Origin of the sequence: Burkholderia sp. ABCPW 14 (genome assembly GCF_001523835.1) — a bacterium.
In the GTDB taxonomy this organism is placed as follows: domain Bacteria; phylum Pseudomonadota; class Gammaproteobacteria; order Burkholderiales; family Burkholderiaceae; genus Burkholderia; species Burkholderia mayonis.
This window is the reverse complement of record NZ_LOVS01000006.1, coordinates 227,954-253,139: the sequence shown is the minus strand read 5'-3', so window position 1 is coordinate 253,139 and position 25,186 is coordinate 227,954. Positions and strand designations below refer to the sequence as shown.

General features: G+C 64.5%; 19 protein-coding genes. 11 read left to right on the top strand and 8 right to left on the bottom strand.

The window, feature by feature from the left end; genetic code table 11:
* Positions 1-43: 43 nt before the first annotated feature.
* The 7 genes from WS62_RS01770 (at position 44) to blaOXA (ending at position 10,685) form a co-directional block, all read left to right on the top strand.
* Positions 44-1,126, top strand: a complete 1,083-nt coding sequence (locus tag WS62_RS01770; RefSeq protein ID WP_066566922.1) for a hypothetical protein — start codon at positions 44-46, stop codon at positions 1,124-1,126.
* Between the two features lie 46 nt (positions 1,127-1,172).
* The gene (gene glmS, locus WS62_RS01765; RefSeq protein ID WP_066566920.1) at positions 1,173-2,990 is read left to right on the top strand and encodes a glutamine--fructose-6-phosphate transaminase (isomerizing); all 1,818 of its coding nucleotides are present in this window, start codon (positions 1,173-1,175) and stop codon (positions 2,988-2,990) included.
* A gap of 654 nt (positions 2,991-3,644) precedes the next feature.
* Positions 3,645-3,983 (top strand): cupredoxin domain-containing protein, encoded by a 339-nt coding sequence (locus tag WS62_RS01760; RefSeq protein WP_066566918.1) that lies wholly within the window; start codon positions 3,645-3,647, stop codon positions 3,981-3,983.
* A 12-nt stretch (positions 3,984-3,995) separates the two neighbouring features.
* Positions 3,996-4,832, top strand: a complete 837-nt coding sequence (locus WS62_RS01755) for an FTR1 family iron permease (RefSeq protein ID WP_066566917.1) — start codon at positions 3,996-3,998, stop codon at positions 4,830-4,832.
* A 489-nt stretch (positions 4,833-5,321) separates the two neighbouring features.
* Positions 5,322-8,162 carry a bifunctional YncE family protein/alkaline phosphatase family protein gene (locus WS62_RS01750; RefSeq protein ID WP_066566916.1) on the top strand — a complete coding sequence of 947 codons (2,841 nt, stop codon included), beginning with the start codon at positions 5,322-5,324 and terminating at the stop codon, positions 8,160-8,162.
* 518 nt (positions 8,163-8,680) lie between these two features.
* Positions 8,681-9,847, top strand: a complete 1,167-nt coding sequence (gene ampC, locus WS62_RS01745) for a class C beta-lactamase (protein ID WP_066566915.1) — start codon at positions 8,681-8,683, stop codon at positions 9,845-9,847.
* Positions 9,848-9,875: 28 nt separating this feature from the next.
* Complete coding sequence (gene blaOXA / locus WS62_RS01740) at positions 9,876-10,685, top strand: OXA-42 family class D beta-lactamase (protein ID WP_066566912.1); 810 nt, start codon at positions 9,876-9,878, stop codon at positions 10,683-10,685.
* Between the two features lie 153 nt (positions 10,686-10,838).
* Here blaOXA and WS62_RS01735 read toward each other — a convergent pair whose 3' ends face one another.
* The 3 genes from WS62_RS01735 to WS62_RS01725 all read right to left on the bottom strand — a co-directional run bounded on the left by WS62_RS01735 (position 10,839) and on the right by WS62_RS01725 (position 13,474).
* Positions 10,839-11,180 carry a DUF4148 domain-containing protein gene (locus WS62_RS01735; protein ID WP_066486041.1) on the bottom strand — a complete coding sequence of 114 codons (342 nt, stop codon included), beginning with the start codon at positions 11,178-11,180 and terminating at the stop codon, positions 10,839-10,841.
* 150 nt (positions 11,181-11,330) lie between these two features.
* On the bottom strand, positions 11,331-12,785 hold the full coding sequence (locus WS62_RS01730; RefSeq protein WP_066566988.1) for a heavy metal sensor histidine kinase: 1,455 nt from the start codon (positions 12,783-12,785) through the stop codon (positions 11,331-11,333).
* On the bottom strand, positions 12,782-13,474 hold the full coding sequence (locus tag WS62_RS01725) for a heavy metal response regulator transcription factor (RefSeq protein ID WP_066566909.1): 693 nt from the start codon (positions 13,472-13,474) through the stop codon (positions 12,782-12,784). Before WS62_RS01725 ends, WS62_RS01730 begins: the two co-directional genes overlap by 4 nt.
* A gap of 828 nt (positions 13,475-14,302) precedes the next feature.
* Between WS62_RS01725 and WS62_RS35795 the strand changes: the two genes are divergently transcribed.
* The 3 genes from WS62_RS35795 to WS62_RS01715 all read left to right on the top strand — a co-directional run bounded on the left by WS62_RS35795 (position 14,303) and on the right by WS62_RS01715 (position 18,882).
* Complete coding sequence (locus tag WS62_RS35795; RefSeq protein WP_156440829.1) at positions 14,303-14,590, top strand: hypothetical protein; 288 nt, start codon at positions 14,303-14,305, stop codon at positions 14,588-14,590.
* A 544-nt stretch (positions 14,591-15,134) separates the two neighbouring features.
* On the top strand, positions 15,135-16,643 hold the full coding sequence (locus WS62_RS01720; protein ID WP_066566906.1) for a S8 family peptidase: 1,509 nt from the start codon (positions 15,135-15,137) through the stop codon (positions 16,641-16,643).
* Between the two features lie 307 nt (positions 16,644-16,950).
* Positions 16,951-18,882 carry a Xaa-Pro dipeptidyl-peptidase gene (locus tag WS62_RS01715; RefSeq protein ID WP_066566900.1) on the top strand — a complete coding sequence of 644 codons (1,932 nt, stop codon included), beginning with the start codon at positions 16,951-16,953 and terminating at the stop codon, positions 18,880-18,882.
* Positions 18,883-19,018: 136 nt separating this feature from the next.
* Here WS62_RS01715 and WS62_RS01710 read toward each other — a convergent pair whose 3' ends face one another.
* On the bottom strand, positions 19,019-19,693 hold the full coding sequence (locus WS62_RS01710; protein ID WP_066566891.1) for a uracil-DNA glycosylase family protein: 675 nt from the start codon (positions 19,691-19,693) through the stop codon (positions 19,019-19,021).
* A 229-nt stretch (positions 19,694-19,922) separates the two neighbouring features.
* On the opposite strand from WS62_RS01710, the gene WS62_RS01705 reads away from it, so the two are divergent.
* Positions 19,923-20,675: a class II aldolase/adducin family protein gene (locus WS62_RS01705; protein WP_066566890.1), complete on the top strand. Its 753-nt coding sequence runs from the start codon at positions 19,923-19,925 to the stop codon at positions 20,673-20,675.
* A gap of 592 nt (positions 20,676-21,267) precedes the next feature.
* On the opposite strand, the gene dmeF is transcribed toward WS62_RS01705, so the two are convergent.
* The 4 genes from dmeF to WS62_RS01685 form a co-directional block, all read right to left on the bottom strand.
* A complete protein-coding gene (gene dmeF / locus WS62_RS01700) occupies positions 21,268-22,560 on the bottom strand; it encodes a CDF family Co(II)/Ni(II) efflux transporter DmeF (protein WP_066566888.1) in 1,293 nt (430 codons plus the stop codon).
* Positions 22,561-22,572: 12 nt separating this feature from the next.
* Positions 22,573-22,848, bottom strand: a complete 276-nt coding sequence (locus WS62_RS01695; protein WP_066566886.1) for a metal/formaldehyde-sensitive transcriptional repressor — start codon at positions 22,846-22,848, stop codon at positions 22,573-22,575.
* Positions 22,849-23,174: 326 nt separating this feature from the next.
* Complete coding sequence (locus tag WS62_RS01690) at positions 23,175-23,543, bottom strand: hypothetical protein (RefSeq protein ID WP_066566883.1); 369 nt, start codon at positions 23,541-23,543, stop codon at positions 23,175-23,177.
* Positions 23,544-23,818: 275 nt separating this feature from the next.
* Positions 23,819-25,051, bottom strand: coding sequence for a glycosyl hydrolase (locus WS62_RS01685; RefSeq protein ID WP_082720602.1), 1,233 nt, complete (start codon positions 25,049-25,051; stop codon positions 23,819-23,821).
* Positions 25,052-25,186 lie beyond the last annotated feature (135 nt).

Sequence of the window (25,186 nt, the reverse complement as noted above, 5' to 3'; positions counted from 1 at the left end):
GGCGACGACTCGGAAGCACAACCGCGCGGAAGCGCACGACATCATGAACCGGTCCGCGCTCGTCGGAGCCGCTCGCGCATGCGCGGCGGCCCGTCTCCTGCTACGCCGCGCATCGCGCGTCGCAGTGCTTGCCATGTGCGGCGTCGCGCTTTGCACGCACGCCGCCGAGTTGCAGTTGAGCGGCTACTACCAGCGGCCCGACGGCGCAATCACCGTACGCCTGAACGGCGCCGGCATCGATCCGTATTTCGCCGCGAAGGCGCTCCTTGGCGCCACCGATGCGCAACTCGACGCGCGCCAGGCCGCGCGTGCATGGATCGCGTGGCTGCTGCCGCGCCAGCGCGCGGACGGCGGCTTCGGCCGCTTCTGCGTGAAGGACAGTCAATACGCCGCCTGTGCGGACGCCGACGCGGACGACTCGATGATGGCGACGTGGATGGAGCTGCTCGTCCGCTTCGCGCCGCCGAACGGCATGCCTGCGAATTGGGCGCGCAGCCTCGCGCGCGCGAGCGCGCACCTCGACACGCTGCTCGACAAGCACACGGGCGTCTATCAGATCTCTCCGACGCTGCACGTCGCGCTGCTGATGGACAACGTCGAAGTGCACAGTGCGCTGCAGGCGCTCGCCGCGTACTACATCCGGCGCTCCGACTACGCGCATGCGGGCCCGTGGAGTCGTCGCGCCGACCGGCTGTCGGCCGCGATCCTGCAGGTGTTCTGGCGCGGCCCGCAATCGGGCTTCCGGGCGAGCACGCAGCAGGTGGACGACACGAGCTTTTACCCGGAGAAAGTCGCGCAGATCTTCCCGATCCTGTCGGGCATCCGCGTGCCCGACCAATCGAACGCGACGATCTACGCGCAGTGGATGCACCGCTATGGGACGACCTGGCTGCAACTCGCCGGCACCGATTTTCCGTGGGGCTTGATCGCGCTCATCGCTTACAAGATGAACGACTGGAACACCGTCGCGTGCTGGCATGCGCGTTCCGGTCCTTACCGGCACGGCCCGCACTGGAACGTGCTCGAGGAGGCGCTTTATCTGGCATTCGAAAGCAGGATGGCCGATCCGGTCGCGCCCGCGCGCTGCGGGTTCACGACAGCGTCGGCCGCCGCCGTGCTGCGCTGAGGAAAAAACGCGCGCAGGCATCGCAAGTCATCGGAGGTAACGAGTCATGTGTGGCATCGTCGGCGCGGTCGCGCAACGGAACATCGTTCCGATTCTGATTGAAGGCTTACGCCGCCTCGAATATCGCGGCTACGATTCGTGCGGCGTCGCGACCGTGGTCGACGGCGTCGCGCGACGCGAACGCAGCGTGACGCGCGTCGCCGATCTCGAGGCGCACGTGCGCACGGCTGGGCTGACCGGCAGCACGGGGATCGCGCACACGCGCTGGGCGACGCACGGCGCGCCCGCGACGTGCAACGCGCATCCGATCTTCTCGCGCGATCACATCGCGCTCGTCCACAACGGCATCATCGAGAATCACGAAGCACTGCGCTCGCAACTGTGCGAGCAGCATTACGAGTTCGACGGGCAGACCGACACCGAGGTCGTCGCGCATCTGATCCAGAGCAAGTATCGCGGCGACCTGCTGTCCGCGGTTCGCGACGCGACGCAGCAATTGCGCGGTGCATATGCGATCGCCGTGTTCAGCGCGACCGAGCCGAACCGGCTGGTGGGCGCGCGCGTCGGCTCGCCGCTCGTCGTCGGGCTGAAGGACGGCGAGTGTTTTCTCGCATCGGACGCGCTCGCGCTCGCCGGCATCACCGATCAGTTCATTTTTCTTGACGAAGGCGACATCGTCGAGCTGACGCCGGGCGGTGCGCGGATCGTCGATCGCAACGGCAAGCCGGTCGTGCGCGCGGTGCAGACCGTGTCGTCGACGCAGGGCGCCGTGGAGCTTGGCGATTATCGGCACTTCATGCAGAAAGAGATCTACGAGCAGCCGCGCGCGGTGGCCGCGACGATTCCCGACGCCGGGCTCTTCGATCCGGCGGTGTTCGGCCATGACGCGCGGCGTGCGTTCGAGCAGATCGACAACGTGCTGATTCTCGCGTGCGGGACGAGCCATTACGCGGGATTGACCGCGCGCCGCTGGCTCGAGACGATCGCGCGGATACCCGCGCAGGTCGAGATCGCGAGTGAGTATCGGTACAGCGACGCGGTCGCGATGCCGAACACGCTGATCGTCGTCGTGTCGCAATCGGGCGAGACGGCCGATACGCTCGCCGCGCTGAAGTATGCGCAGGCGCTCGGCCACATCGATACGCTCGCGATCTGCAACGTGCCGACGAGCGCGATGATGCGGCAGACCGGGTTGCGCTTCCTGACGCGGGCGGGCCCGGAGATCGGCGTCGCATCGACGAAGGCGTTCACGACGCAGCTCGTCGCGCTGTTCATCCTTGCGGTCACGCTCGGGCGGATGCGCGGCTACGTCGACGGCGCGTGGCTCGAGCGCTATTCGCAGCAACTGCGCCGGCTGCCCGGCGCGCTCGAGGACGTGCTCGCGCTCGAGCCGCAGGTCGCGCGTTGGGCGGACGAGTTCGCCCCGCACGAGAACGCGCTGTTCCTCGGGCGCGGGCTTCACTATCCGATCGCGCTCGAAGGCGCGTTGAAGCTGAAGGAGATCTCGTATATCCATGCGGAAGCGTATCCGGCGGGCGAGCTGAAACACGGGCCGCTCGCGCTCGTGACGCAGACGATGCCGGTCGCGACGATCGCGCCGAACGACGCGCTGCTCGAGAAGCTCAAGTCCAACATGCAGGAAGTGCGCGCGCGCGGCGGGCAGCTTTACGTGTTTGCCGATGCAGACACGCGGATCGACAACGGCAACGGGATTTCGGTCTTGAGGATGCCCGATTACTACGGGTTGCTGTCGCCGATCCTGCATGTCGTGCCGTTGCAACTGCTCGCGTATCACGCGGCGTGCATCAGGGGGGCGGATATCGACAAGCCGAGGAATCTGGCGAAATCGGTGACGGTCGAGTAGGGGGGGCACCAGGACCACGAAGCCGATCCGTGCTCATGCGGGCCGCCGCAAGCGAACACGCAACGAATAGCGATTTCAGCCGAAGTGCCCGGTATCCGTTCAACAGGATGGGTGGTCAACCAAGGGGATCGCATATCGCGTGCGTCGTCTGGTTTCGATCTGTTGCGACGCAATTGCCGAGGGGCATGCGGACGCAGCCGATTCCCGCCATTTACACGATCACAATTCGCCAATTACGCGAAGCGATCATGTTGTCGCCAATAAAATCAGACGAATCGGGCAATCAATACCTTACAGCGGCCTTCGACGTTTGCCATCGGCTCCGTATTGCAAGCCGCCGACAGCGGCAATCCACGTCGCTCAACCATCGACCGAAACAGCCATACACGACAATCGATCGATCGACGTTCGTGCCTCGTGCGAGGGATTGCAACCAGGCCCTGTCGAGCGCCTTCTTCATACGATGCCGAAAACGACAGGTGGTTTGCCTAATTGACGGCATCGCGCCGCGGTCGCGTCGCCCGGCACATCTTCGCCCAGGCGATGCGTACGCGAACGGCTGGAGCGCTATGTCCACAATGTGAATAAGGATATCGAATTGTCTGAACGAGAATCGCTCCTATTATCGTCCGCATCTCACTATCGTCCACTTTCATGAAAACGCTTCAGACAATTTCCGCGCTCGCGCTGACCGTGTTCGCCGCTTCGGCAACGCACGCTTTCGCTGCCGATGACACGTACAACCTGACACTGAAGAACCACAAGTTCTCGCCCGCGGGTCTCACGATCCCCGCCGGCAAGAAGGTGAAGGTGACCGTCAAGAACCTCGATGCGACGCCCGCCGAATTCGAGAGCGACGATTTCAAGGCGGAGAAGGTGATTCCCGCCGGCAAGCAGGTCGACATCTTCATCGGGCCGCTAAAGGCAGGCGTATACGAGTTCCACGACGAGTATCACGAAGCCGAATCGAAAACGAAACTGACCGTCAAGTAAGCGCCGCACAACATGCTCTCCACCGCCGTCATCGTATTCCGGGAAGTGCTCGAAGCGGCACTGGTCGTGTCCATCGTTCTCGCGGCGACCAAGGGCGTGCCGAGGCGTGGGTGGTGGGTGAGCGGCGGCCTGCTCGGCGGCGTGATCGGCGCCGCGCTCATCGCGGCGTTCGCCGACGTGATTTCCGCATGGGCGTCGGGCATGGGGCAGGAGGTGTTCAACGCGGGGGTGATGTTCGTCGCGGTCATCATGCTCGCGTGGCACAGCATCTGGATGGGCAAGCATGGCCGCGAGATGGCGCAGCAGTTGTCGTCGGTCGGCAAGGCCGTCGCGGCGGGCAGCCGGCCGCTGACGGGGCTCGCGGTCGTCGTCGGCGTTGCGGTGCTGCGCGAAGGTTCGGAGGCCGTACTGTTCCTGTACGGCATTGCGGCGGGCGATCCCGAGCAGACGCCGCAGATGATCGTCGGCGGCGTGCTTGGCGTGCTCGGCGGCGTCGGGCTGGGCGTCGCCATGTACGCGGGGCTGCTGCAAATTCCGTTGCAGCGCCTCTTTTCCGTGACCAATGCGCTGATTGTCCTGCTCGCCGCCGGCATGGCGAGTCAGGGCGTCGGATTTCTCGTGTCGGCCGGCTGGCTGCCGTCGTGGGGCGATACCGTTTGGGACACGTCCTGGCTGCTGAAGGAATCGAGCGTCGTCGGCAAGATGCTGCATACGCTCGTCGGCTATACCGCGCGACCGGCCGGCATTCAGATCGCCGCTTATGTCGTCACGTTGCTCGTCATCGTGCTGCTGGCACGCAAAGTGTCGCGCACGCAGCAAACTTCGGCGGCGCCGACGCAGCCGGCGTGACGGCCGCCGGCTCGCGTGCCGGGCGACGTTTCTCATTGGCCGCCCGGTTCGGGTGAATCGGGCCGAGCATCACGCGGCGATCGACCGCCGCGACGTCGAATGTCCCCGTCAATGAAGCGAACCGCCGCGACCGCAGTCGCACAACGCGGCGCATGCCGCCGCATTCGGCTTCGGTGCGTGCGCCGCTTTCGAACGACGCCGGCAAGCGAGGCTTGGCTTGCATGACGCGATGGCCGCTCGACCGCGGTCGCCGTGAAAATCCTGTTGCTTGCCAAGTGCGCGTTGCAGCATCCGGAATGGGTTTGGGCTCGTCGACGCCGCCTCTCTGCCGCTCCACGTATCACACGTTTTCCGCTCTGTCATCGTCGGGTCACTCCACGCCCTTAGTTTTCCTGTCTATTACCGACCATTACAACGCCGATGCCGCGCGGCGGCGTCGCCCCTTCCTGAAGAGGTTCAATCGTGTATAGACGTTTCCTGCTCGTGGGGATGACGGCGCTCGCGCTTGCCGCGTGCAACAGTGATTCCGTCGACACGCCCGCGCTCGGCGATACCAGTACGACGCTGCTTGCCACGGGCCAGTTGATCTCGCCCGCGGCGGCGCCGGGCGCCGCTTTCGTTTCGCTGAATCCGGGGCTGACGGACCTGCCGAACTATATCGCCGGGCAACCGGTTTCCGAGGCGCTCAGCCCGGACCGCAAGACACTGCTCGTGCTCACGAGCGGCTACAACAACGTATCGGATGCGAACGGCAAGATGGTCAAGGCCGATTCGAGCGAATACGTGTTCGTGTTCGACGTCTCCGGCGGCGCACCCGTCAAGAAGCAGGTGCTGCAGGTGCCCGACACCTACGTTGGTATCGCGTTCGCGCAGGACGGTCAGCACTTCTACGTGACGGGCGGCGGCGGCGACAACCTGCACCGGTTCGCGTTCTCGCAAGGCGCGTGGGGCGAAGCCGGCGCGCCAATCGCGCTGAATCACAAGACGGGCAATGGGATCGGCAGCACGCCGCTCGCGACGGGTGTCGACGTGACGGCGGACGGCAAGCGTGCGGTCGTCGCGAATCGCTACAACGATTCCGTTACGCTCGTCGATCTCGGCGCGGGCGCGGTGCTCGCCGAGCGCGATCTGCGTCCGGGCAAGAGCGGCGGCGCGTCGGGCACGCCGGGGGGCGAGTATCCGAACGCTGTGCGCATCGTCGGCAACAAGACCGCATACGTGTCGAGCGAGCGCGACCGCGAGATTGTCGTCGTCGATATCTCGACGAACGCGCCGCAGGTCGTCACGCGCATTCCGGTCAAGGGCAATCCGAACAAGATGGTGCTGAACGCCGCGCAGACGCGTCTTTACGTTGCGTCCGACAACGCGGACGTCGTGTCGATGATCGACACGGGCGCGAACAAGGTCGTGTCGACCGTGTCGACGGTCGCGCCTGCGGGCCTCGTTACCGAAATGCAGTATCGCGGCGCGTCGCCGAACGGGCTCGCGCTGTCCGCCGACGAGCGCACGCTGTACGTGACGAACCGCGGCACGAACGACGTCGCGGTGATCTCGCTCGCGGGCGCGTCGCCCGCCGTCACGGGCCTCGTTCCGACCGGCTGGTATCCGTCCGACGTCGCGGTCGGCGCGGCGAACGCACTGTATGTCGTCTACACGAAGAACATGCCGGGCCCGAATCCCGGCAACTGCAAGGACAGCGGCCGCACCGTGCCGTGCCCGGTGAAGAACACGCCGGTGAAGCTCGTCGAGAATCAGTACATCGAACAACTGAGCAAGGGCGGTCTCATGTGGATGCCGGCGCCGGGCAGCAAGACGCTCGATCTGCTGACGACGCAGGTGGCGAACAACAACAGCTTCAACGCAGCGCTCACGTCGAACGACATCGCGACGATGACCGCGCTGCGCAAAAAGATCAAGCACGTGATCTATATCGTCAAGGAGAACCGCACATACGACCAGATCCTCGGCGACGTCGGCCGTGGCAACAGCGACCCGTCGCTCGCGGAGTTTCCCGACGCGACGACGCCGAGCATGCACGCGCTCGCGAAGACGTTCGTGACGCTCGACAACTTCTACGACTCGGGCGACGTGAGCGGCGACGGCTGGCCGTGGAGCACGGGCGCGCGCGAATCGGACGCGGGCGCGAAGATGCTGCCCGTCAACTACGCGAACAGCCCGGCGCGTTCGGGCGCGCGCGGCGGCTCGTACGACTGGGAAGGCGCGAACCGCAACGTCAACGTCGGCCTGACGGGTGCGCAGCGCGCGGCCGCGAATCCGTCGCTGCCGTCCGATCCGGACCTGCTGCCCGGCAACGCCGACGTGTCGGCGCCCGACGGCCCGTCCGACGCGGTCCAGCAGGGCTACATCTGGAACGCGGCGCTGCGTGCGGGCCTGACGGTGCGCAACTACGGCTTCTTCGCGGATCTCGCGCGCTACAGCGGCCCGACCGCGATTCCGCCCGATCGCACGCCGTTTCTCGATCACGCCGTGCAGACGTATGCGACGAGCCCGGCGCTGATCGATCGCACCGATCCGTACTTCCGGGGCTACGACAACGCGTATCCGGATCTCTATCGCGAGCTCGAGTGGGAGCGTGAGTTCAACGGCTTCGTCGCGAACGGCCAGATGCCGTCGCTGACGCTGCTGCGTCTGCCGCACGATCATACGGGTTCCTATGCGACGGCGCTCGACGGCGTGAATACGCCGGAGATGCAGATGGCCGACAACGACTACGCGGTCGGCCGCGTCGCGCAAGCGGTCGCGAACAGCGCGTATGCAGCCGATACGCTGATCTTCGTCGTCGAGGACGACGCGCAGGACGGCCCGGACCACGTCGATGCGCACCGCAGCACGGCGTTCGTGATCGGGCCGTACGTGAAGCAGAATGCGGTCGTCAGCACGCACTACACGACGGTCAACATGATCCGCACGATCACCGAGGTGCTCGGCCTCGATCACCTCGGGCTGTTCGATGCGACGCAAGGTCCTATGACCGACGTGTTCGACCTGAACCAGTCGAAATGGAGCTTCAAGGCGGTGGCGTCGGGCCTGCTCGCGAACACGCAGTTGCCGGTTCCGTCCGGCGACATCAAGACCGCCGCGCTGAAGCCGACGCACGGAATGCGCTACTGGGCGCTCGCGACGCGCGGGATGGATTTCTCGGTCGAGGACAAGATCGACGCGGTCGCATATAACAAGGTGCTGTGGAAGGGGCTGATGAGCGGTCGGGCGTACCCGGTGCGCGCCGGCGAGCACGCGACGCCGCATCGTCACGGCGACGATGACGACGATGTAAAGGTGTCGCAAGCGAAGACCGCGACGCGGGGATGATACCGAAGCCGTCCGGCTGCGCGCGGTCGCGCGCCGCTTGGGCGGATCGCGCGTGGCGCGGCGCACGAGAGAAACCGGATCGGCATCGTGCCGATCCGGTTTTTGCTTTAGGCGCTTCGTTTGCCGCACGGCGGCGATTGCTCGCACGGCGGCGTACGCGATGTAACGAAACGCTCGTCGCACCGTCGATCGGCAAGCTCGCTTCATGCGCGCGACCGGCTGCGTCGCGTCGCGTTGCGCCAATCATGTCGATTCGCGTGTTTTTCCGGCCCGGGCGTCGTCGCGCGATCGCCGCTTGTCGACTTGCATTCCGTTTGTAATAATTCTCGATCGATATCCGAAGCCTGGACCACGCTTTCGGCGATCGATCGGCGTCGCGAGCGTACACCTTCCATCGTTGCGCGGATGCCGGACCGCAGTCGCATGCGGCGCGGCTGCCGCGCGCGACGCATCATCTCGCTCGCGACGCGAAAGCGCCCACGGTCCGATTCAGAACCTTCCGATCTTCCCCATTCACCATGCTCAAGAGTACGCAGTTCGTCATCAAGATGTGGCTTGCGCTGAGCTGCTGCATCGCATCCGCCGCACACGCCGCGCGAGGCGTCGAACCGGCCGACATCGAACGCATCGTCGACGCCGTCGCGCGGCCGCTGCAGGACAAGTACGGCATCCCGGGGCTCGCAATCGCAGTGACCGTCGACGGCCGGCATTACTTCTATAACTATGGCGTCGCGTCGAAAGCGACGCGGCAGCCTGTCACCGACCGGACGCTGTTCGAGATCGGCTCGCTCGGCAAGACGTTCACCGCGACGCTTGCCGCGTACGCGCAGCAAGGGGGCGAACTGTCGTTCGCCGACAGCGTGAGCCGCTACCTGCCGGCGCTGCAAGGCAGCAGCTTTGATCGCATCAGCCTGCTGAACATGGGCACGCAGACGTCCGGCCTGCCGCTCTTCGTGCCCGACCGGATCACGAACACCGCCGAGCTGCTCGACTATCTGAAGCACTGGCGGCCCGAGCACACGCCGGGTACGCACCGCGTCTATTCGAATCTCGGCATCGGCACGCTCGGCGTGATTGCGGCGGCGAGCATGAACGAGCGCTTCGAGACGCTGATCGAGAAAAACCTGTTTCCCGAGCTCCGTATGACGCACAGCTACATCGACGTGCCCGCCGAGCAGGGCGGCGATTATGCGCAAGGCTACACGAAGCAGGACGCGCCGATTCGGCTGAAGGCGGGCATGCTCGCGTCGGAAGCATACGGCGTCAGGTCGTGCACCTCGGATCTGATCAAGTTCATCGATGCGAACATGGGGCTCGTACCGTTGAGCGACAAATGGGCGCGCGCACTCGATGCGACGCACGTCGGCTACTACGATGCCGACGGCATGATCCAGAGCCTGATCTGGGAGCAGTATCCGTATCCGGTGAGTCTCGGCAAGCTGCTCGCGGGCAACGATCTGATCGGCAAGGACGTCGTCGCGAAGCCGTTCAATCCGCCGCTGCCGCCGAAGCAGGACGCGTGGATCAACAAGACCGGCTCGACGAACGGATTCTCGACGTATGCGGCGTTCGTGCCGTCGAAGAGGGTTGGCGTCGTGATTCTGGCGAACAAATCGTATCCGCTGAGCGAAAGAGTGACGGCCGGCTATAAAATCGTCGATTCGATCATTCGGGTCGAACGATAAGTCATCCTCCACTTCCTCAAGATCAACAATGAAAATCAAACACGCACTGTCGAGCGCACTCGTTTTGCTTGGCTGCATCGCCGCATCGGCGCATGCCGAGACGATCTGCACGGCGATCGCCGATGCGGGCTCGGGCAAATTCCTGCTGAAGGACGGCGATTGCAGCCGTCGCGCGACGCCAGCCTCGACGTTCAAGATCGCGATCAGCCTGATGGGCTACGACTCCGGCTTCCTGCGCAACGAGCACGAGCCGGTGCTGCCGTATCGCGACGGCTACATCGATTGGGGCGGTGCGGCGTGGAAGCAGCCGACCGATCCGATGCGGTGGCTCAAGTATTCGGTCGTGTGGTACTCGCAACGCGTCACGCACAATCTCGGCGCGCAGCGGTTCGCGCGATACGCGAAGGCGTTCGATTACGGCAATGCGGACGTGTCCGGCGATCCCGGCAAGAACAACGGCCTCGATCGCGCGTGGATCGGTTCGTCACTGCAGATCTCCCCGCTCGAACAGATTGGATTCCTGAGCAAGATGCTGAATCGCAAGCTGCCTGTGTCCGCGACCGCGATCGACATGACCGAGCAAATCGTCGAGAAGACGACGCTTGCCGACGGAGCGGTCGTGCACGGCAAGACCGGCATGGCTTATCCGCTTCTGGCCGACGGCACGCGCGATAGAGCGCACGGATTCGGCTGGTTCGTCGGCTGGATCACACGTGGCAAGGAAACGCTGGTGTTCGCGCATCTCACGCAGGACGAGGGCAAGCAACCCGTCTCCGCAGGCATACGGACGCGCGACGCGTTCCTGCGTGATCTGCCGACGCTACTCGCGACACGTTGACGCGACGGCAGGCGATCGCGTCGCCAATCCGTCTTGCTGCACGTGCGCGGTCATTTCGCACCGCCACATATTCGAACGGAAAAAAGCGGCAGGCATCGCAAGATGACCTGCCGCACGTTCCATCCGCGATGACGCGGGACGCAGCCATGGCGCTCAGGACCCGGCATACGGGTTGCAGAACGTCCGCGGGCCGACGCAGCGTTGCTCCTCGGCCGCCTCCGACATGCTGCCCGAGGACCCTGCCTTCGCGTCGCCGCGCGTATCGGCGACCGCATGCGTCGGCTGCTGCGGCTTGGCCTTGTTCGCGAAGCGAGGTGCGTAGAGCGGCGAGATTTCCGGATAAGACGCATCGGTCACGTAGTCGAGCCCGTTAGCCTTCGCCTCGACCAGCTCCTGATAGACCTGGGCGCGAGTCTTTCCGGCCGGCGCGTCCGCGAATGCCGCCGGCGAAACGATCGCGGCGGCGAGGGCGACAGTGAGGAATTTGGCTTTCATACGTTCTCCATATCAATATCGAATCCAGAAGGAGAATTCGATGATTGACATTTTGAACAACAGACCCTCCGGCAACGTGACCTTCAAATGATGTTTTTGTCATTTTGATGAAAATGCCGAATTCGAATTTAAAATGATTCGCGAAATGACTCAAGTCTGTTCGAGATGCCAACGCGAATCATGGCCCGGCGGCGCACAATCGACGTCGTCGGCCACATGCTCACGAGGGAAGCGCAGGAAGAACGTCGTGAAGACGTTCGGCACGCTTTCGACCCAGCAATCGCCGCCGTGCTCGGCGATGATCGAGCGCACGATCGCGAGCCCGAGTCCGGTTCCCGACGCGGAGTCATGGCGCGACGGATCAACGCGATAGAAGCGGTCGAAGATCCGCGGCAGATGCACGGCTTCGATCCCGCGCCCGGTGTCGGTCACGGCGATCACGACGTCCCGCGCGGTTTGCTCGCAGCGGACGACGACCGTCGAGTTGTCGGGTGCATGCCGGATCGCATTGGACAGCAGATTGCTTAGCGTGCGCTGCACGAGGATCAGGTCGCCGTTGAAACTCGCCTGACCTTCGACGGCGATCTCGATGCCCCGATCTTCGGCGACCGTCTCGTAATAGCGGACGATCCGGTCGGCTACCGCATAGGCGTCGATCGGCTCGATGTCGAGCTTGTTTTGATGGCCGTCCGCGCGCGCGAGGAACAGCATGTCGTCGACCATTCTCGCGAGCCGCTGATATTCTTCGACGCTCGATTCGATCACCTGACGATATTCGTCGACAGACCGCCGCTGCGACAGCGCGACTTGCGCCTCGGCGAGCAGATTGGTGAGCGGCGTGCGGATGTCGTGCGCGAGATCGGACGAGTATTCCTTCAGCCGCGTAAACGATGCGTTGAGCCGCGCGAGCATTCGGTTGAACGAGATCGCGAGTTCTCTCAGCTCGCCTGCCATTTCCGTTTCGGTCAGCGGCTGCGCGAGCCGGCTGCTCGAGATCTGGTCGGCCTGCGCGGCGAAGCGGCGCAGCGGCCTGAGCGCGTATGCGGCGATCCAGTACGCGAGCGTCGCCGCGACAGCCGTGCCGACGAGGATGATCGCAATGATGCTGATCGCGCACGTGCGCAGCAGCGACTGCTCGCGGCGGAAGTCGTACTGAACCGCGACGCGCAGCGGCAAGCCCGGGTTGCCGGTGAGGCGCGCGTCGGCGACGAGATAGCGCTTTGCGTGGCGCTTGTCGTCGACGATCGCCGGATCGGGGCCGGTCTTCGCTTGCAGCACGCCGCCAAACGGCACGAACCAGCCGCTTTGCATGTACGCGGTGCCGCGTGCGTCGTAGATCGCGAAATCGACCTTTTCGTCGCTATGGAACGAGTAGTAGAACTTGGTTCCCTTCTCGCGCAGCTCCGCAATGCTGCGCGCTTCGCCGATGTGCGCGACCACGCCGGCCAGCGTCGTTTCCATCGCGCGCTCCGACGAATACGCGAACGTGCGCGTGAGCGTTTCGTACAGCAGCAGGCCGCTGATTGCGAGGAGCACGGACGTGGACAGCGCGAACTTGATCGCGAGCCGCGCGCGCATCGTGCGCGGCGCGAGCCGATCCATCACGCGCACGATTCGCACGGCTCGCCTCGCTGCTCGAGAACGTATCCCATTCCGCGGACCGTGTGGATCAGCTTGGGCTCGTAGTCCTGATCGACCTTCGCGCGCACGCGCTTGATCGCGGCGTCGACGACGTTCGAATCGCTGTCGAAGTTGATGTCCCAGATCTGCGACGCGATCAGCGAACGCGGCAGGATCTCGCCTTGCCGGCGCATCAGCAGCCACAGCAGCAGGAACTCCTTCGCGGTGAGCAGGATCGTGTTGCCTTGGCGGCGCGCCTTGCGCTGGATGAGATCGAGCTCGAGATTCGCGACGCGCAGCACCGGCGCATCGGTCGCCTGACCGCGCCGGAGCAGCGAACGCACGCGCGCGAGCAGCTCGGCGAAATCGAACGGCTTCGCGAGATAGTCGTCTCCGCCGAGCTCGAGGCCTTTCACGCGATCGTCGACATGATCGCGCGCCGTGAGGAACAGCACCGGCGTCCGATGTGTCCTGCGCAGTTCGCGCACGACCGTCCAGCCATCGCAGCCGGGCAGCATCACGTCGAGGATCGCGAGGTCGTAATTCTCGGTCTGCAACTGGTGCAGGCCGCTGATGCCGTCTTGGGTCCAGTCGCAAACGAAGCCTGCTTCGGTGAGCCCGCGCTTCAAATACATGCCCGTCTTCAGCTCGTCTTCTACGATAAGAACCTTCATTTCAAACTCGTTAAGAATGCGTGAAATATTCTTTGAGAATATGTGTCGTTCACAGTTCAACATTTCGGTGTACGTGATTAATAGCGTGTGGCGCGCGTATCGTATTTCGTCGGTGGTTGCCGCGATGAAACGCCGCATTTGTGAACCAATCGGCGAAGCGACCAGGCGACATGCGAATGCGGGAAGGATGGACGCGACGCGAAGCGTGGTGGAGCCGCGTTGGAGGGCGGAGGCGAATGTGACGTGCGAAGTTGTCGTGCGCGCCGTCATTCGTCGCTTCGTTCGCTCGTCGCGGACGTGGCGATGCCGTTCATTCGTCGAAGACGTTCGGCATGTGCGCGCGTCATGTGGGCGTGACAAAAATGTCACGCTCGCGCGACGGGTAAGCGATTGACTTCTGACGTCGGAGAAAAATTTCGACGATGAAGAAACCGACATGCGATGACGCTTGGGTATCGGTCATGCGCGATGCTCGTCGATCGACGCTTCGATGAAGCATCGCATCGGCATCCATCTGAAGACACGAGGACGCGAATGAAAAAGGAAAACGTGTGGCCGCGATCGCGAAGCATGAAGAAATTCGGTATGCCATGCACGCGATGAAAAGTCGGCTACGTAATGAGCGGCGCGAGCAATCGCGCGAGGGTATTCCTTATAGAACGTAGGGATATTTGAAATGCAACACGTGCTGCACTGCACGAGTCGAAGTGGTCTGCTGCAAAGCAGCGTTCTCTTGGCGATTCTCGCCGCATATAGTCGGGCCGCGATACACGAGACCGTGCCGCACGGCCCGGCCGTGAAGCAATACATGCGCATCGTGGCAATGCGATGCGTGCCGGCCTGATGAAGCAGCCGCATCGTGCGGAGCAGGCGAAGAAAAGCTATTCCTGCTCGCGCGGTCCGATACTCGAAAATCTCTCTGTTCCACGCCCAAAACCGGCACTTTCTTGCGCCGTTGCCGTTTTCTTCTACGAGATCGGGGCCATGGAGAAACTACGCGCTGCCAAGCCGGCATGTGCAATCAATGCGGCGGGTCGATTCGCCGAAGCGCGAAAGCCGATTCTCCGCCGAATAATCGAGACGAAACTTTTTTTGATATTAGCTAAAAATGTTTGACACGTGGATTTCAGCGATATAAGTTTTGCGCAAGCTTATGGAAAGAAACGAGACCGAGCGGCGCAGGCGCCGCATTGCCGACAAGACGGCGATCCGTGCCTGCAGGGCCAATGCCGACAGGTCTGACCGTCTGACGCTTCCGCGTCGCTCGAGATCTCGTGTCGACATTTTGAAATAGGAATGTAATCCGAGTTTGCTGTCGTCGAACGACACGGCAAATGCTTGATGCGGGCCTGACGAGTCGCAAAGACGTACCGATAAATACAAACGCGGCAAATAGAACCTGAGAGGGTGGGGCAGACGGAACGGGTCACCGTTTCGCCCAGTTCCCATGACGCAGATCTGACGGAAGACGAATCGTCCGGCCCGTGCGGCCGGGCGATTCGATCGACCACAACCGGTTTGTCGGCAACACGTCGTCTGGTCGAGCCCTGTCGTGCGCATCGGCGCGGTGTGTCCTTTCTTGCCGGCAGCGTGGCGAAGCAAGCAGCTACAACACAACATCGTCGACTCATTCCGTTCATGAATTTTCGTTTGGGGGAGCATGGGCATGTCTAAATTGATTCGTACTGCTTCATTTAAGGTGACCGCCGTCTGTGCCGCACTGACCGGTCTCGCTTCGGTCGCGCAAGCGGAAACCGCGGCAGCTCCGCTCGTTCCCGGGCCGGCCGATGCGGTCAACCAGTTGATCGTCAAGTTGCGTGCGGTGAAGACGTCGACCGATTCGTCGGCCGCGAAAGCGGCGCACGCCGACGTCCAGGCGGTCATCGATCGCGTGCTCGCCGCGCGCAAGGCACGTGCAGCAGGGCGCGCGTTCGGCGCGGCTGCCGCCTCTGCGCCGGGCAACCCGGCCGATCCCGCGGCGGGCCTTCGCGTCAAGCGCGACATGTCGGGCGGCGCGACCGTGCTGTCGCTGCAGCGTCACGTGTCGCTCGCCGAAGCGGAAGCGCTCGCGCGCGACTTCGCGGCGGATGGCGCGATCGAGTATGCGGAGCCGGATGCGCGCATGCATCCGTTCCTCGTGCCGAACGACACGCGCTATTCCGAGCAGTGGGGCTACTTCAATCCCAAGGGTGGCGCGAATCTGCCGAAGGCATGGGATCGCACGACCGGCTCCGAGCGCGTCGTCGTCGGCGTCATCGACACCGGCTATCGCCCGCATGCGGATCTCGCCGCGAATCTGGTGCCCGGCTACGACTTCATCTCGGATCCGGCGATCGCAAACGACGGCAACGGCCGCGACAGCGACGCATCTGATCCCGGCGACTGGGTGACCGTGCAGGAAGACGGCGATCCGAGCGGTCCGTTCTACGGCTGCGGCGCGAGCAACAGCTCGTGGCACGGTACGCACGTCGCGGGCACGATCGGTGCGCTGACGAACAACGGCTTTGGCGTAGCGGGCATCTCGTGGGTCGGCAAGGTGCTGCCGGTGCGCGTGCTCGGCAAGTGCGGCGGGATGCTGAGCGACATCGCCGACGGCATGCGCTGGGCCGCGGGCCTGTCGGTGCCGGGCGCGCCGTCGAATCCGAATCCTGCGAAGGTGCTGAACCTGAGCCTGGGCGGATATGGCCGCACGTGCAGCACGACGTATCAGAACGCGATCAGCGAGATCACGTCGCGCGGCGCGAACGTCGTCGTTGCGGCCGGCAATAACGGCGGTTCGGTATCGACGACCCAGCCCGCGAATTGCCAGGGCGTGATCGCGGTCGGCGCGATCGACAGCAACGGTGTTCGCGCGAGCTTCAGCAACTATGGCGCGGCCGTGAAGATCTCCGCGCCGGGCGTCGGCATCCTGTCGACGCTCAATGCCGGCAAGACGTCGCCGGGCGCGGACAGCTACGCGAGCTACAGCGGCACCAGCATGGCGACGCCGCACGTCGCGGGCACCATCGCGCTGATGCTCGCAGTCAATCCGACGCTGTCGCCGTCGCAGATCCTGCAGCGGCTGCAGTCGGGCGCGCGTCCGTTCGCGAGCGGATCGGGCTGCTCGACGAGCACCTGCGGCGCGGGGTTGCTCGACGCCGGCAACGCCGTCAACGCCGCTGCGCAGTGAGCGAACGCGGGCGTTGCCGCGAGGAAGCTTTGCGTTCGCATGCGCCGATGCCCGTCATGCGGGATGCGGGCATCGGCGCGGTGAGTCGGTGCGCGGTTCTCTCTGTCATGCAACGCCCGCATCGCGGCGCCGCCGGCCGGTCATGCCGCGCCGGCAGCGCCGAAAAGCATCGCGTCGCGAACGCGCCCGGCATCGTCCGTGCGCCCACGTGCTCGCGGTGGGCCGGCAGCGTCCGCCGGCATGTTCAACACGACGCCATCCCGCACGGGATGACCGTTTTCCGACGATCATCTAAATAAGGACAACAATGAGATTTCATCGAACCGAACCGCGTCGCGCATGGATCGCCGCGCTCGTTGCCGCCACGACGCTCGCCGCGTGCGGCGGCGATGACGGCGCAGGCGTTCCGGGGGCGTCCGCGCTCGCTCAAGTCCAACAGGAGGGGGGCGGGGCGGCGGCCGGCGCACCTCAGATCGCAGCGCGTTTCTCGCCGTCCGGCGTGCCGTATGCCGATCTGTCGAGCGGTGGCCGCTATCGGCCCGTGATCGAAAACGGCCAGGTGCAGCCGTCGCTGTCGGGCAGCACGATCGCGGAAGAGGCATGGGTCGAGACGCCCGTCGACTCCGACGGCGACGGCGCGAAGGACCGGATACACGTGCGCATCGTGCGTCCGTCCGAAACCGCGGCGGGCGCACGCACGCCCGTCATCGTGCTCGCGAGTCCTTACTACAACGGCCTCGCCGACAGCCCGAACCACAACGTCGACGTCGAGCTCGACGGCACGCCGCATCCGGCTGCTTCGGTCTCCGCACGAATCATGGCCGCCGCGCCGCAGACACGGATCTGGCAGCAGGTCGACGCGGCCGCTGCGGGACGTTCGTGGATCGAAGGCTATTTCGTGCCGCGCGGCTTCACGGTCGTGTATGCGGACTCGCTCGGCACGGCCGGTTCGGACGGCTGCCCGACGATCCTGACGCGCGACGAATCGGTTGCGATGGCGTCGGTGATCCGCTGGCTCGGACGCGGCGCGGCCGCGAAGGACGCGAACGGCAAGCCGATCGTCGCGAGCTGGTCGACGGGCCACGTCGGCATGTACGGCGTGTCGTACGACGGCACGCTGCCGAAGATGGTCGCGAGCCTGCGCACGCGCGGGCTCGACGCGATCGTGCCCGTCGCCGGGCTGTCGAACATGTACGGCTACTACCGCTCGGGCGGGCTCGTGCGCGCGCCCGACGGCTATCAGGGCGAGGACGTCGACGTCTACATCAAGGCGCTGCTGACGAATCCGCATCCGGAGCGTTGCACGCACTTGATCGATGAGGCGCTGCAGAAGGAGGATCGCAAGACGGGCGACTATTCGGCGTTCTGGGCGGCGCGCGAGATTCCGAGCGCGTTCGCGGTCGCGCCTGCGCTCGTTGCGCAGGGACTTGCCGACGACAACGTCAGGACTGATCAGTCGACGTCGTGGTATCTCGCGATGCGGCGCCAGGGCGTGCCGGCGCAATTGTGGCTGCACCGCGCGCGCCACACCGATCCGACCCGCGTGCCCGCGATGGCCGACGCATGGACCGCGCAGGTGAACCGCTGGTTCACGCGCTATCTGCTTGGCCACGACAACGGCGTCGAGCGCAGTCCGGGCGCGGTGATCGAGCAGGCGGACGGCACGCTGCTGAAGGAAGCGAGCTGGCCCGCACGCGGTGCAGCGCCCGTCACGTATTTCGCGGGCGGCGACGGTGCGGGCAGCGGCACGCTGCTGCGCGAGCCGACGGGCGGTGCGCTCGTGAAGTTCACCGACGATGCGCGAATCACCGCGCTCACGCTGGCGAACGCGAGCACGGGCGAGCATCGCAGCCGCTTCGAGACGGCGCCGGTCGCGAGCGCGACGCGGATCTCGGGCAGCGTGACCGCGCGCGTCCGCCTGACGTTCTCGGCGACCGCGAACGTGACCGCGCTGTTGGTCGATCGCGCGCCGGACGGCAGCGCGACGATCGTCACCCGCGCCTGGACCGATCCGCGCAACCGCCTGTCGAGCTGGCTTTCGGAGCCAGTGCTGGCCGGCATGCCGTACGATCTGCGCCTGACGTTCATGCCGCGCGACTACAGGCTCGAAGCGGGGCATCGGCTCGGGCTCGTCGTGCTGTCGAGCGACAACGAGGCGACGCTGCGGCCGACGCCGGGCACCGAGCTGACGCTCGATCCGGCTGGAACGTCGGTGACGGTGCCGCAGCTTCCGGCTTGACGGGAAGCGTATGGCGGCAAGCGGCACGCGATGCGCGTGCCGCTTGAACGAGGCTTCGCCGCGAGTGTCGCGCTCGCGGCGAAGTCGTTCGGGGAGTTGTTTCGGAAGACGAATGAAGCCGAACGCTTACGGACGGTCAGCGTTTCGTCTGCCGATGTTCTCCGGGCGAAGGCAGCAGTTCGGCCACCTTGCCGCGCAGTACGGGCAGCACGTCGGCGTTGAACCACGGATGCCGCTTGAGCCAGCCCTGATTGCGCGGCGACGGATGCGGCAGCGGAATGAACTCGGGCGCGTACTCGGCCCACGCGTGCACCGTTTCGGTGACCGAAGGTTTGCGGCGCGCGCCGAGGAAGCGTCGCTGCGCATATTGCCCGATCAGCAGCGTCAACCGGATATCGGGCAGTTCGCTCAGCAATTTATCGAGCCAAAGCGGCGCGCATTCCGGACGCGGCGGGTTGTCGCCGCTCGCGCCGCGCCCCGGATAGCAGAAACCCATCGGGACGATCGCGAACAGCGATTCGTCGTAGAACGTCGCGTCGTCGACGTTCAGCCATTCCCTCAATCGCTTGCCGCTTGCGTCGTCCCATGGAATGCCGGACGCGTGGACGCGCGCGCCGGGCGCTTGTCCGACGATCAGGATACGTGCGTGCGGATGCGCGCGCACGACCGGCCGCGGCCCGCACGGCAGGTGCGGCGCGCAGACGGTGCATGCGCGAATCTCGCGAAGGAGGGCGTCGAGGGAGGCGGGCCGCGTCGGCGCCGAGCGTGCGGTCGCACGGATCGGCGGCGAGTCGTTTCGTTTCGATGACATTGGTCGTCATTATGCCGACGTTTCGCCGCATGCGTTCGGGCCCGTTTCAAACGTTTGAAGCGCATGCGCGCGGGCGCAGGCGCTGGCAAACCCGATGCACATCGGCGCGCGAAACTGATAGGGTGATGTGCGAATCCGTCGCGACGCCGCGCCGTGCGCGGCGCCACACGTGCCCACAATGCATCGGAAACGGTTGCGCGGCAATCGCCGGCAACAAAAGGAATCCTCTATGAACACTGCATCCGCCGCCAACGTCGAGCCGGCCGAATGGAAACTCCGCTGCGATCTGGCGGCCTGCTATCGCCTCATCGCGATGCACGGCTGGGACGATCTGATCTTCACTCACATCTCGGCGCGCCTGCCCGGCCCCGATCACCATTTCCTGATCAACCCGTACGGGATGATGTTCGAGGAGATCACCGCGTCGTCGCTCGTGAAGGTCGATCAGGCGGGCAACAAGGTCGACGATTCGCAGTATCCGGTGAATCGCGCGGGCTTCGTGATTCACAGCGCAGTGCACGCCGCGCGCGAAGACGTGCAATGCGTGCTGCACACGCATACGCGCGCGGGCGTTGCCGTTAGTGCGCAGCGTGGCGGCGTGCTGCCGATCTCGCAGCAATCGACGTTCGTGCTGAGTTCGCTCGCGTATCACGATTACGAAGGCGTCGCGCTGAAGGACGAAGAGAAGCCGCGTTTGCAGTCTGACCTCGGGCGCGCGACGTTCCTGATGCTGCGCAATCATGGATTACTGACGGTCGGCCCATCGATTGCGGATGCGTTTCTCGCCATGTATCTGTTCGAGACGACATGCCAGATCCAGATTGCCGCGCAACACGGCGGCGAACTGATCGAGGTGCCACGCGAGATCGTCGCGACGAGTGCCGAAGCGGCGTCCGTACAGACGGGCGGCCTGGGAGGCGCGTTCGTGTGGCCCGCGCTGATCCGCAAGCTCGAGCGTCGCGACGACAGCTACAAGAGCTGAAGGCGAGCGATTGGATGTCGGTTGCGTCGGCGTGCGCCGATCCGGTCGGGCCGCGTCGAGCGCGAATGCGAACTCGAAGACAAAGGAGCGGTGCGCATTGCGCGCGCCGCCCAACGCCGGGCGTCGTGCGGACTGCTTACGATGCCTGCTTGCCATTCACGTTGACGAACCTCGGACCGTAGAACGCGCAGACGAAAACGGTAAGCCCAATCCGGGCGCGTTGCGATGCCGAATCGGCGAAGGCCATCGGTGCGACGGGGACCGTCCGTCGGGCGGTCGACCGGAGAGGCGATCTGCCCGAATGCGGCGCGAATCGCGTCGCATTTCGCGCTGGCCGGGCGACCGCTTCCATGCGCGGCGGCGAGACGCCGCCGGTGTCGTTCGGTTCTGAGTTGAGCATTTCACGCGCTCGAGCGCAGCGACGACGGCGCGAGCGAGCGGCAGCGCGTGATGACGACCGTCTTGCGCGGTATATTCACTTCAGGCTTACATCATGGTTGCCACGAACCCGTCGTGCGCATTCGTCGGACCGAACGAGCGTTCGGTCCGATGACGCTTCGTCAATGGCGATGCAGTCCTTTTCGCCTTCGCGTCAAGCGCGGCAATGCACTTCCACCGTCACGTGGGACAGATTCTTGAAGCGCTTCAACAATCGATGATAGAAGCGCGAGTCGTGCGCCGGATCGCCTGTCGCGATGGACACCACCGCGCTCATGTGGCCGGGGCCCAGGCGCCAGACATGCAGATCGGTGACGTTATCGCCGCCGCTTTCGATCGAGCGGCGCACATTGTCCGCGAGACGCCGGTCCGGATTCATGTCGAGCAGGATGCGGCCGGTGTCGCGCATCAGGCCGTACGACCAATTCGCGATCACGAGGGCGCCGATGATGCCCGCGAGCGGATCCATCCACATCCAGCCGAATGCGCGCGCGAGCACGAGCCCCCCGATCGCGAGCAGCGAGACAGCCGCATCCGCGATTACGTGTATGTAGGCGGACCGGATGTTGTGGTCGCGTGCCGCGGCATCGTTCGGGCCGCCGTGATCATGATGATGCGGGTGTTCATGCTCGGCGAACGCGAGCGAATGCTCGCCGCCGTGCAGGCGCACGATCGCAGTGAACGCATGCGGCTCCGGGATCGTATCGATCGATTCCAGATAGCTGCCGCGATTCGCCAGTTCGAACGTGCGCCGCGATCCGTCGGCGCGGACCGTCGTGATCACCGCCGGCAAATCGCCGACGGCCGGCTGCCCCGCTGCGGGCTCGATCCGGAATACGGGCGGTACGCCGTCCTCGAAGATCGATACGAAGAAGGTGCGGCCGCGCGACGAGATCGTCTGCGCTTCATCGCCGTGTTCGTGGTTCGCGCCGTGATCGTGGCCATGCCCATGATGGTGGCCGTGCCCGTGACCATGCCCGTGATGGTCGCCGCTCAGCAGCCACACGCTTGCGAGATTCACGAGCAGGCCCAGCACGGCGATCGGAATCGCCTCGTCGAAATGGATCGGAACGGGCGACAGAAACCGGGCGAGCGCCTCGTAGGCGATCAATAGCGCGATCATCGCGAGCACGATGGCGCTGGTGAAGCCGGCGAGGTCGCCGAGCTTGCCCGTGCCGAATACGAAGCGCGAGTCGTTCGCGTGCCTGCGCGCGTACGTGTACGCAACCGCTGCGATCAGCATGGCGCCCGCGTGGGTCGACATATGCAGGCCGTCCGCGACGAGTGCCAGCGAGCCGAACAGCGTGCCGCCGACGATCTCCGCGACCATCATCACCGCGCACAGAGCGATGACGATCCAGGTCCTGCGTTCGTTCTGTTCGTGCGCGGCCCCGAGGAAGATGTGGTCGTGCCCGGCGCCGAATGCGACGTCTTCGAATTCGCTCATCGATCCCTTCGCTTATTTGAAGTAGCTGCGGACCACGTCGATCAACTGCTCGGTCGCGCTGCCTTCGTGGTTGTCGGGCGCGTCCGCGTCGACGAGATGCGTGCGGATGTGATCTTCGAGCACGACGGCCAGCAGGCCGTTCATCGCGCCCCGGCAGCTCGTGATCCGCTGCAGCACCTCGTTGCAGCTGCATTCTTCCTCGAGCGCGCGCTCGATTGCTTGGACTTGCCCCTTGATGCGGCGCACGCGGTTCAGGAGCTTCTGTTTCTCTCGAATAGTGTGGCTCATTGCTTTTCCCAAAAATACCGGGGGGGAGTATATCTCAATGCGCAGATTTGTATAGTAGGCAGGGGTATATGATTTTGCGATGCCGCAAGCCGGAGGCGCAGCGTATCGTTCAGCGAAGATCGGCTCGCTTTGCTGCAGTCATATGCCGGTGATCGTCGGGGGCGCATCATCGGCGCACCGGCATGGGGAGGCCGATATGCGGCGACGCAGACGTATTGAAGATCCTCGCCGATCGTCAGCGACGAGAGCGTACTGTCAAGAAGAAAAAGCGACAAGGGCGCCGATGGCGCCCTTGTCGTCGACATCGTCCGTCGGAGACGGATCGATCAGTTCGCCTTGCCGACGGCCATGTGCTTGCCGAGGTGGTGGTGATGCGTCATGTGGGTCGACGCATGATGCGTATGCGATCGCCCCGGCTCGGTGCTCGCGCGGTCAGCCTGCGTATCCGAACGATCGGCTGCGCGAGAAAGACCTTTGTCGCGATCGCCGGAGTTGATGCTGTTCGAATTCGTCATGCCCGAACTGCTCATATGACCTGCCGACATGCCGCCGGTATTACCTCCGGCGCTACCCACGCCACCCATGCCGCCGCCGTGGCCACTGCCACTAGCCCCGCCGCCCGCCGCTTGCGCGGCCGACGACATCAAGACGAACAGACCCGTAGCAGTTAGTGCAACCAAACGATGACCTTTCATTTTTGCCTCTTCCTAAACGTTGTTTGGGCAATTGCATTGTACGAATCGCATGTGTCGCACAACGGCGGCGTTGTAATCAAAGGTAACCGCGGCGACGGACCGCCTGCGGCGCGACAGTGGGCGATGACGAAGGCCGCGCGGTCGGGTGCGCGGCCCGGCATCGAGTGCATGCGAAGGCAAGGCGGACCGCGTTCTGCCAAGCGGAAGCACGCGTTACCCGTTGGTTACAAGCGTGCTGCCTTCTCCCGACGCGAGTGTCGTCGCGCGAGCGCCGATCAGTTCGGAACAGAACCGGCGATCGCCGCTTTCATGAGCGCGTAGCGCGGCTTTTCTTGTGCGCTGCCCGTCAACAAACCGTAAGGACCGCTGCGATCGTCATAGAGCTCGTACCAGTTGAAGCCGATGACGTTGTAGGCCGCCTTTGCCGCGGCCAGTTCAGGAATCGTTTTCGCGATGTAGGCGGAGATCTGTGCGTCCGAATTGTCCGTGTTCGCGCCAATTTCGGTGACGACGATCGGCAAGTTGTAGCGCTCCTTCAGCCGTGCAAGCACGTTGTATCTGCCGGTCTTGCCGAGCGCGTTCTCGAAGTCGCCGCCGTTCGAATACCAGTGCCACTGGATCACGTCCGGCGTGATCTTCGGGTGCCCGGTGGTGCCATCGGGCTGCGTGCCCGTCATCAGGCCGTCTAGGAAGCCGAAATGCAGCGCGCCGGAGGTCGCGTTCGCGATCAGCTTCGTCGTGCGATTCGTGTCGACCGAGCGCCAGCCGTCGAGCGCGCCCGTGAGCGCGCCACGCCAGATCGGAAAGGTCGAATTGTCGTAATCCGAAATATTGACGCCGTCGCCCTGGATCGGCGCGTTGTGGCTGTCGAGATCGTACTCGTTGCCGAATTCCACCATCGGGATGCCGGCGAGCTTCTTCGCCGCATAGGCGGAAAGCTTGTATGCGTACGCGTAGGCGCTCGCCTCGGTCGGCTGCTGTCCGTTCAGCGAAGGATCGGCCCATGGGTGCGCTTCGATCATCGGCAGGACCGTGACGTTGGGGCCGAGGCCGGGAATGACTGTTGATGCGAGCGTGTTGACGTGATCCGGAATGTATACATCCTGCCGGTAGACGTTCATGCCGAGTCCGGCAAGATGGGCCGCCTGAGTCGCGAGCGGTATCGATGCATACACGCCGCCGTCGACGTAATGTCCGTTCACGCCGAAGAACGGCAGCACCGAAGCGGTTTCCGAAGGCGACGACGCGCCGGATGCGGGCGCGGATGTGCCCGTACCGGACGACGACGTCGACGAACCCGACGAGCCGGACGTTGCCGACGCGCCGGAAGCGGGCACGACGACGCCGTTCGTCGGCGCGACGGCGGCGGCATTGACCTTGCCTTGATCTCCGCCGCCGCCGCAAGCGGAGAGCAACAGCGCGAGCAATGCGGCTCTCGCCGCCGGATAATGAATAGGAATACTAATGGATTGTGTCACGCTCATGGCGACCGCGGCTAGGCGTTTCATGGTGGGATCTCCGAATAGAGAAACCTCTATTTTAGGTTAAATTGAGATAAAGCTATCTCGAAATTCCGCAGCGATAGTTCTGAGTATTCGCGTTCGAGAGATAAATAGTGGCTTCGGGGCGGCTTTTCCCCACTC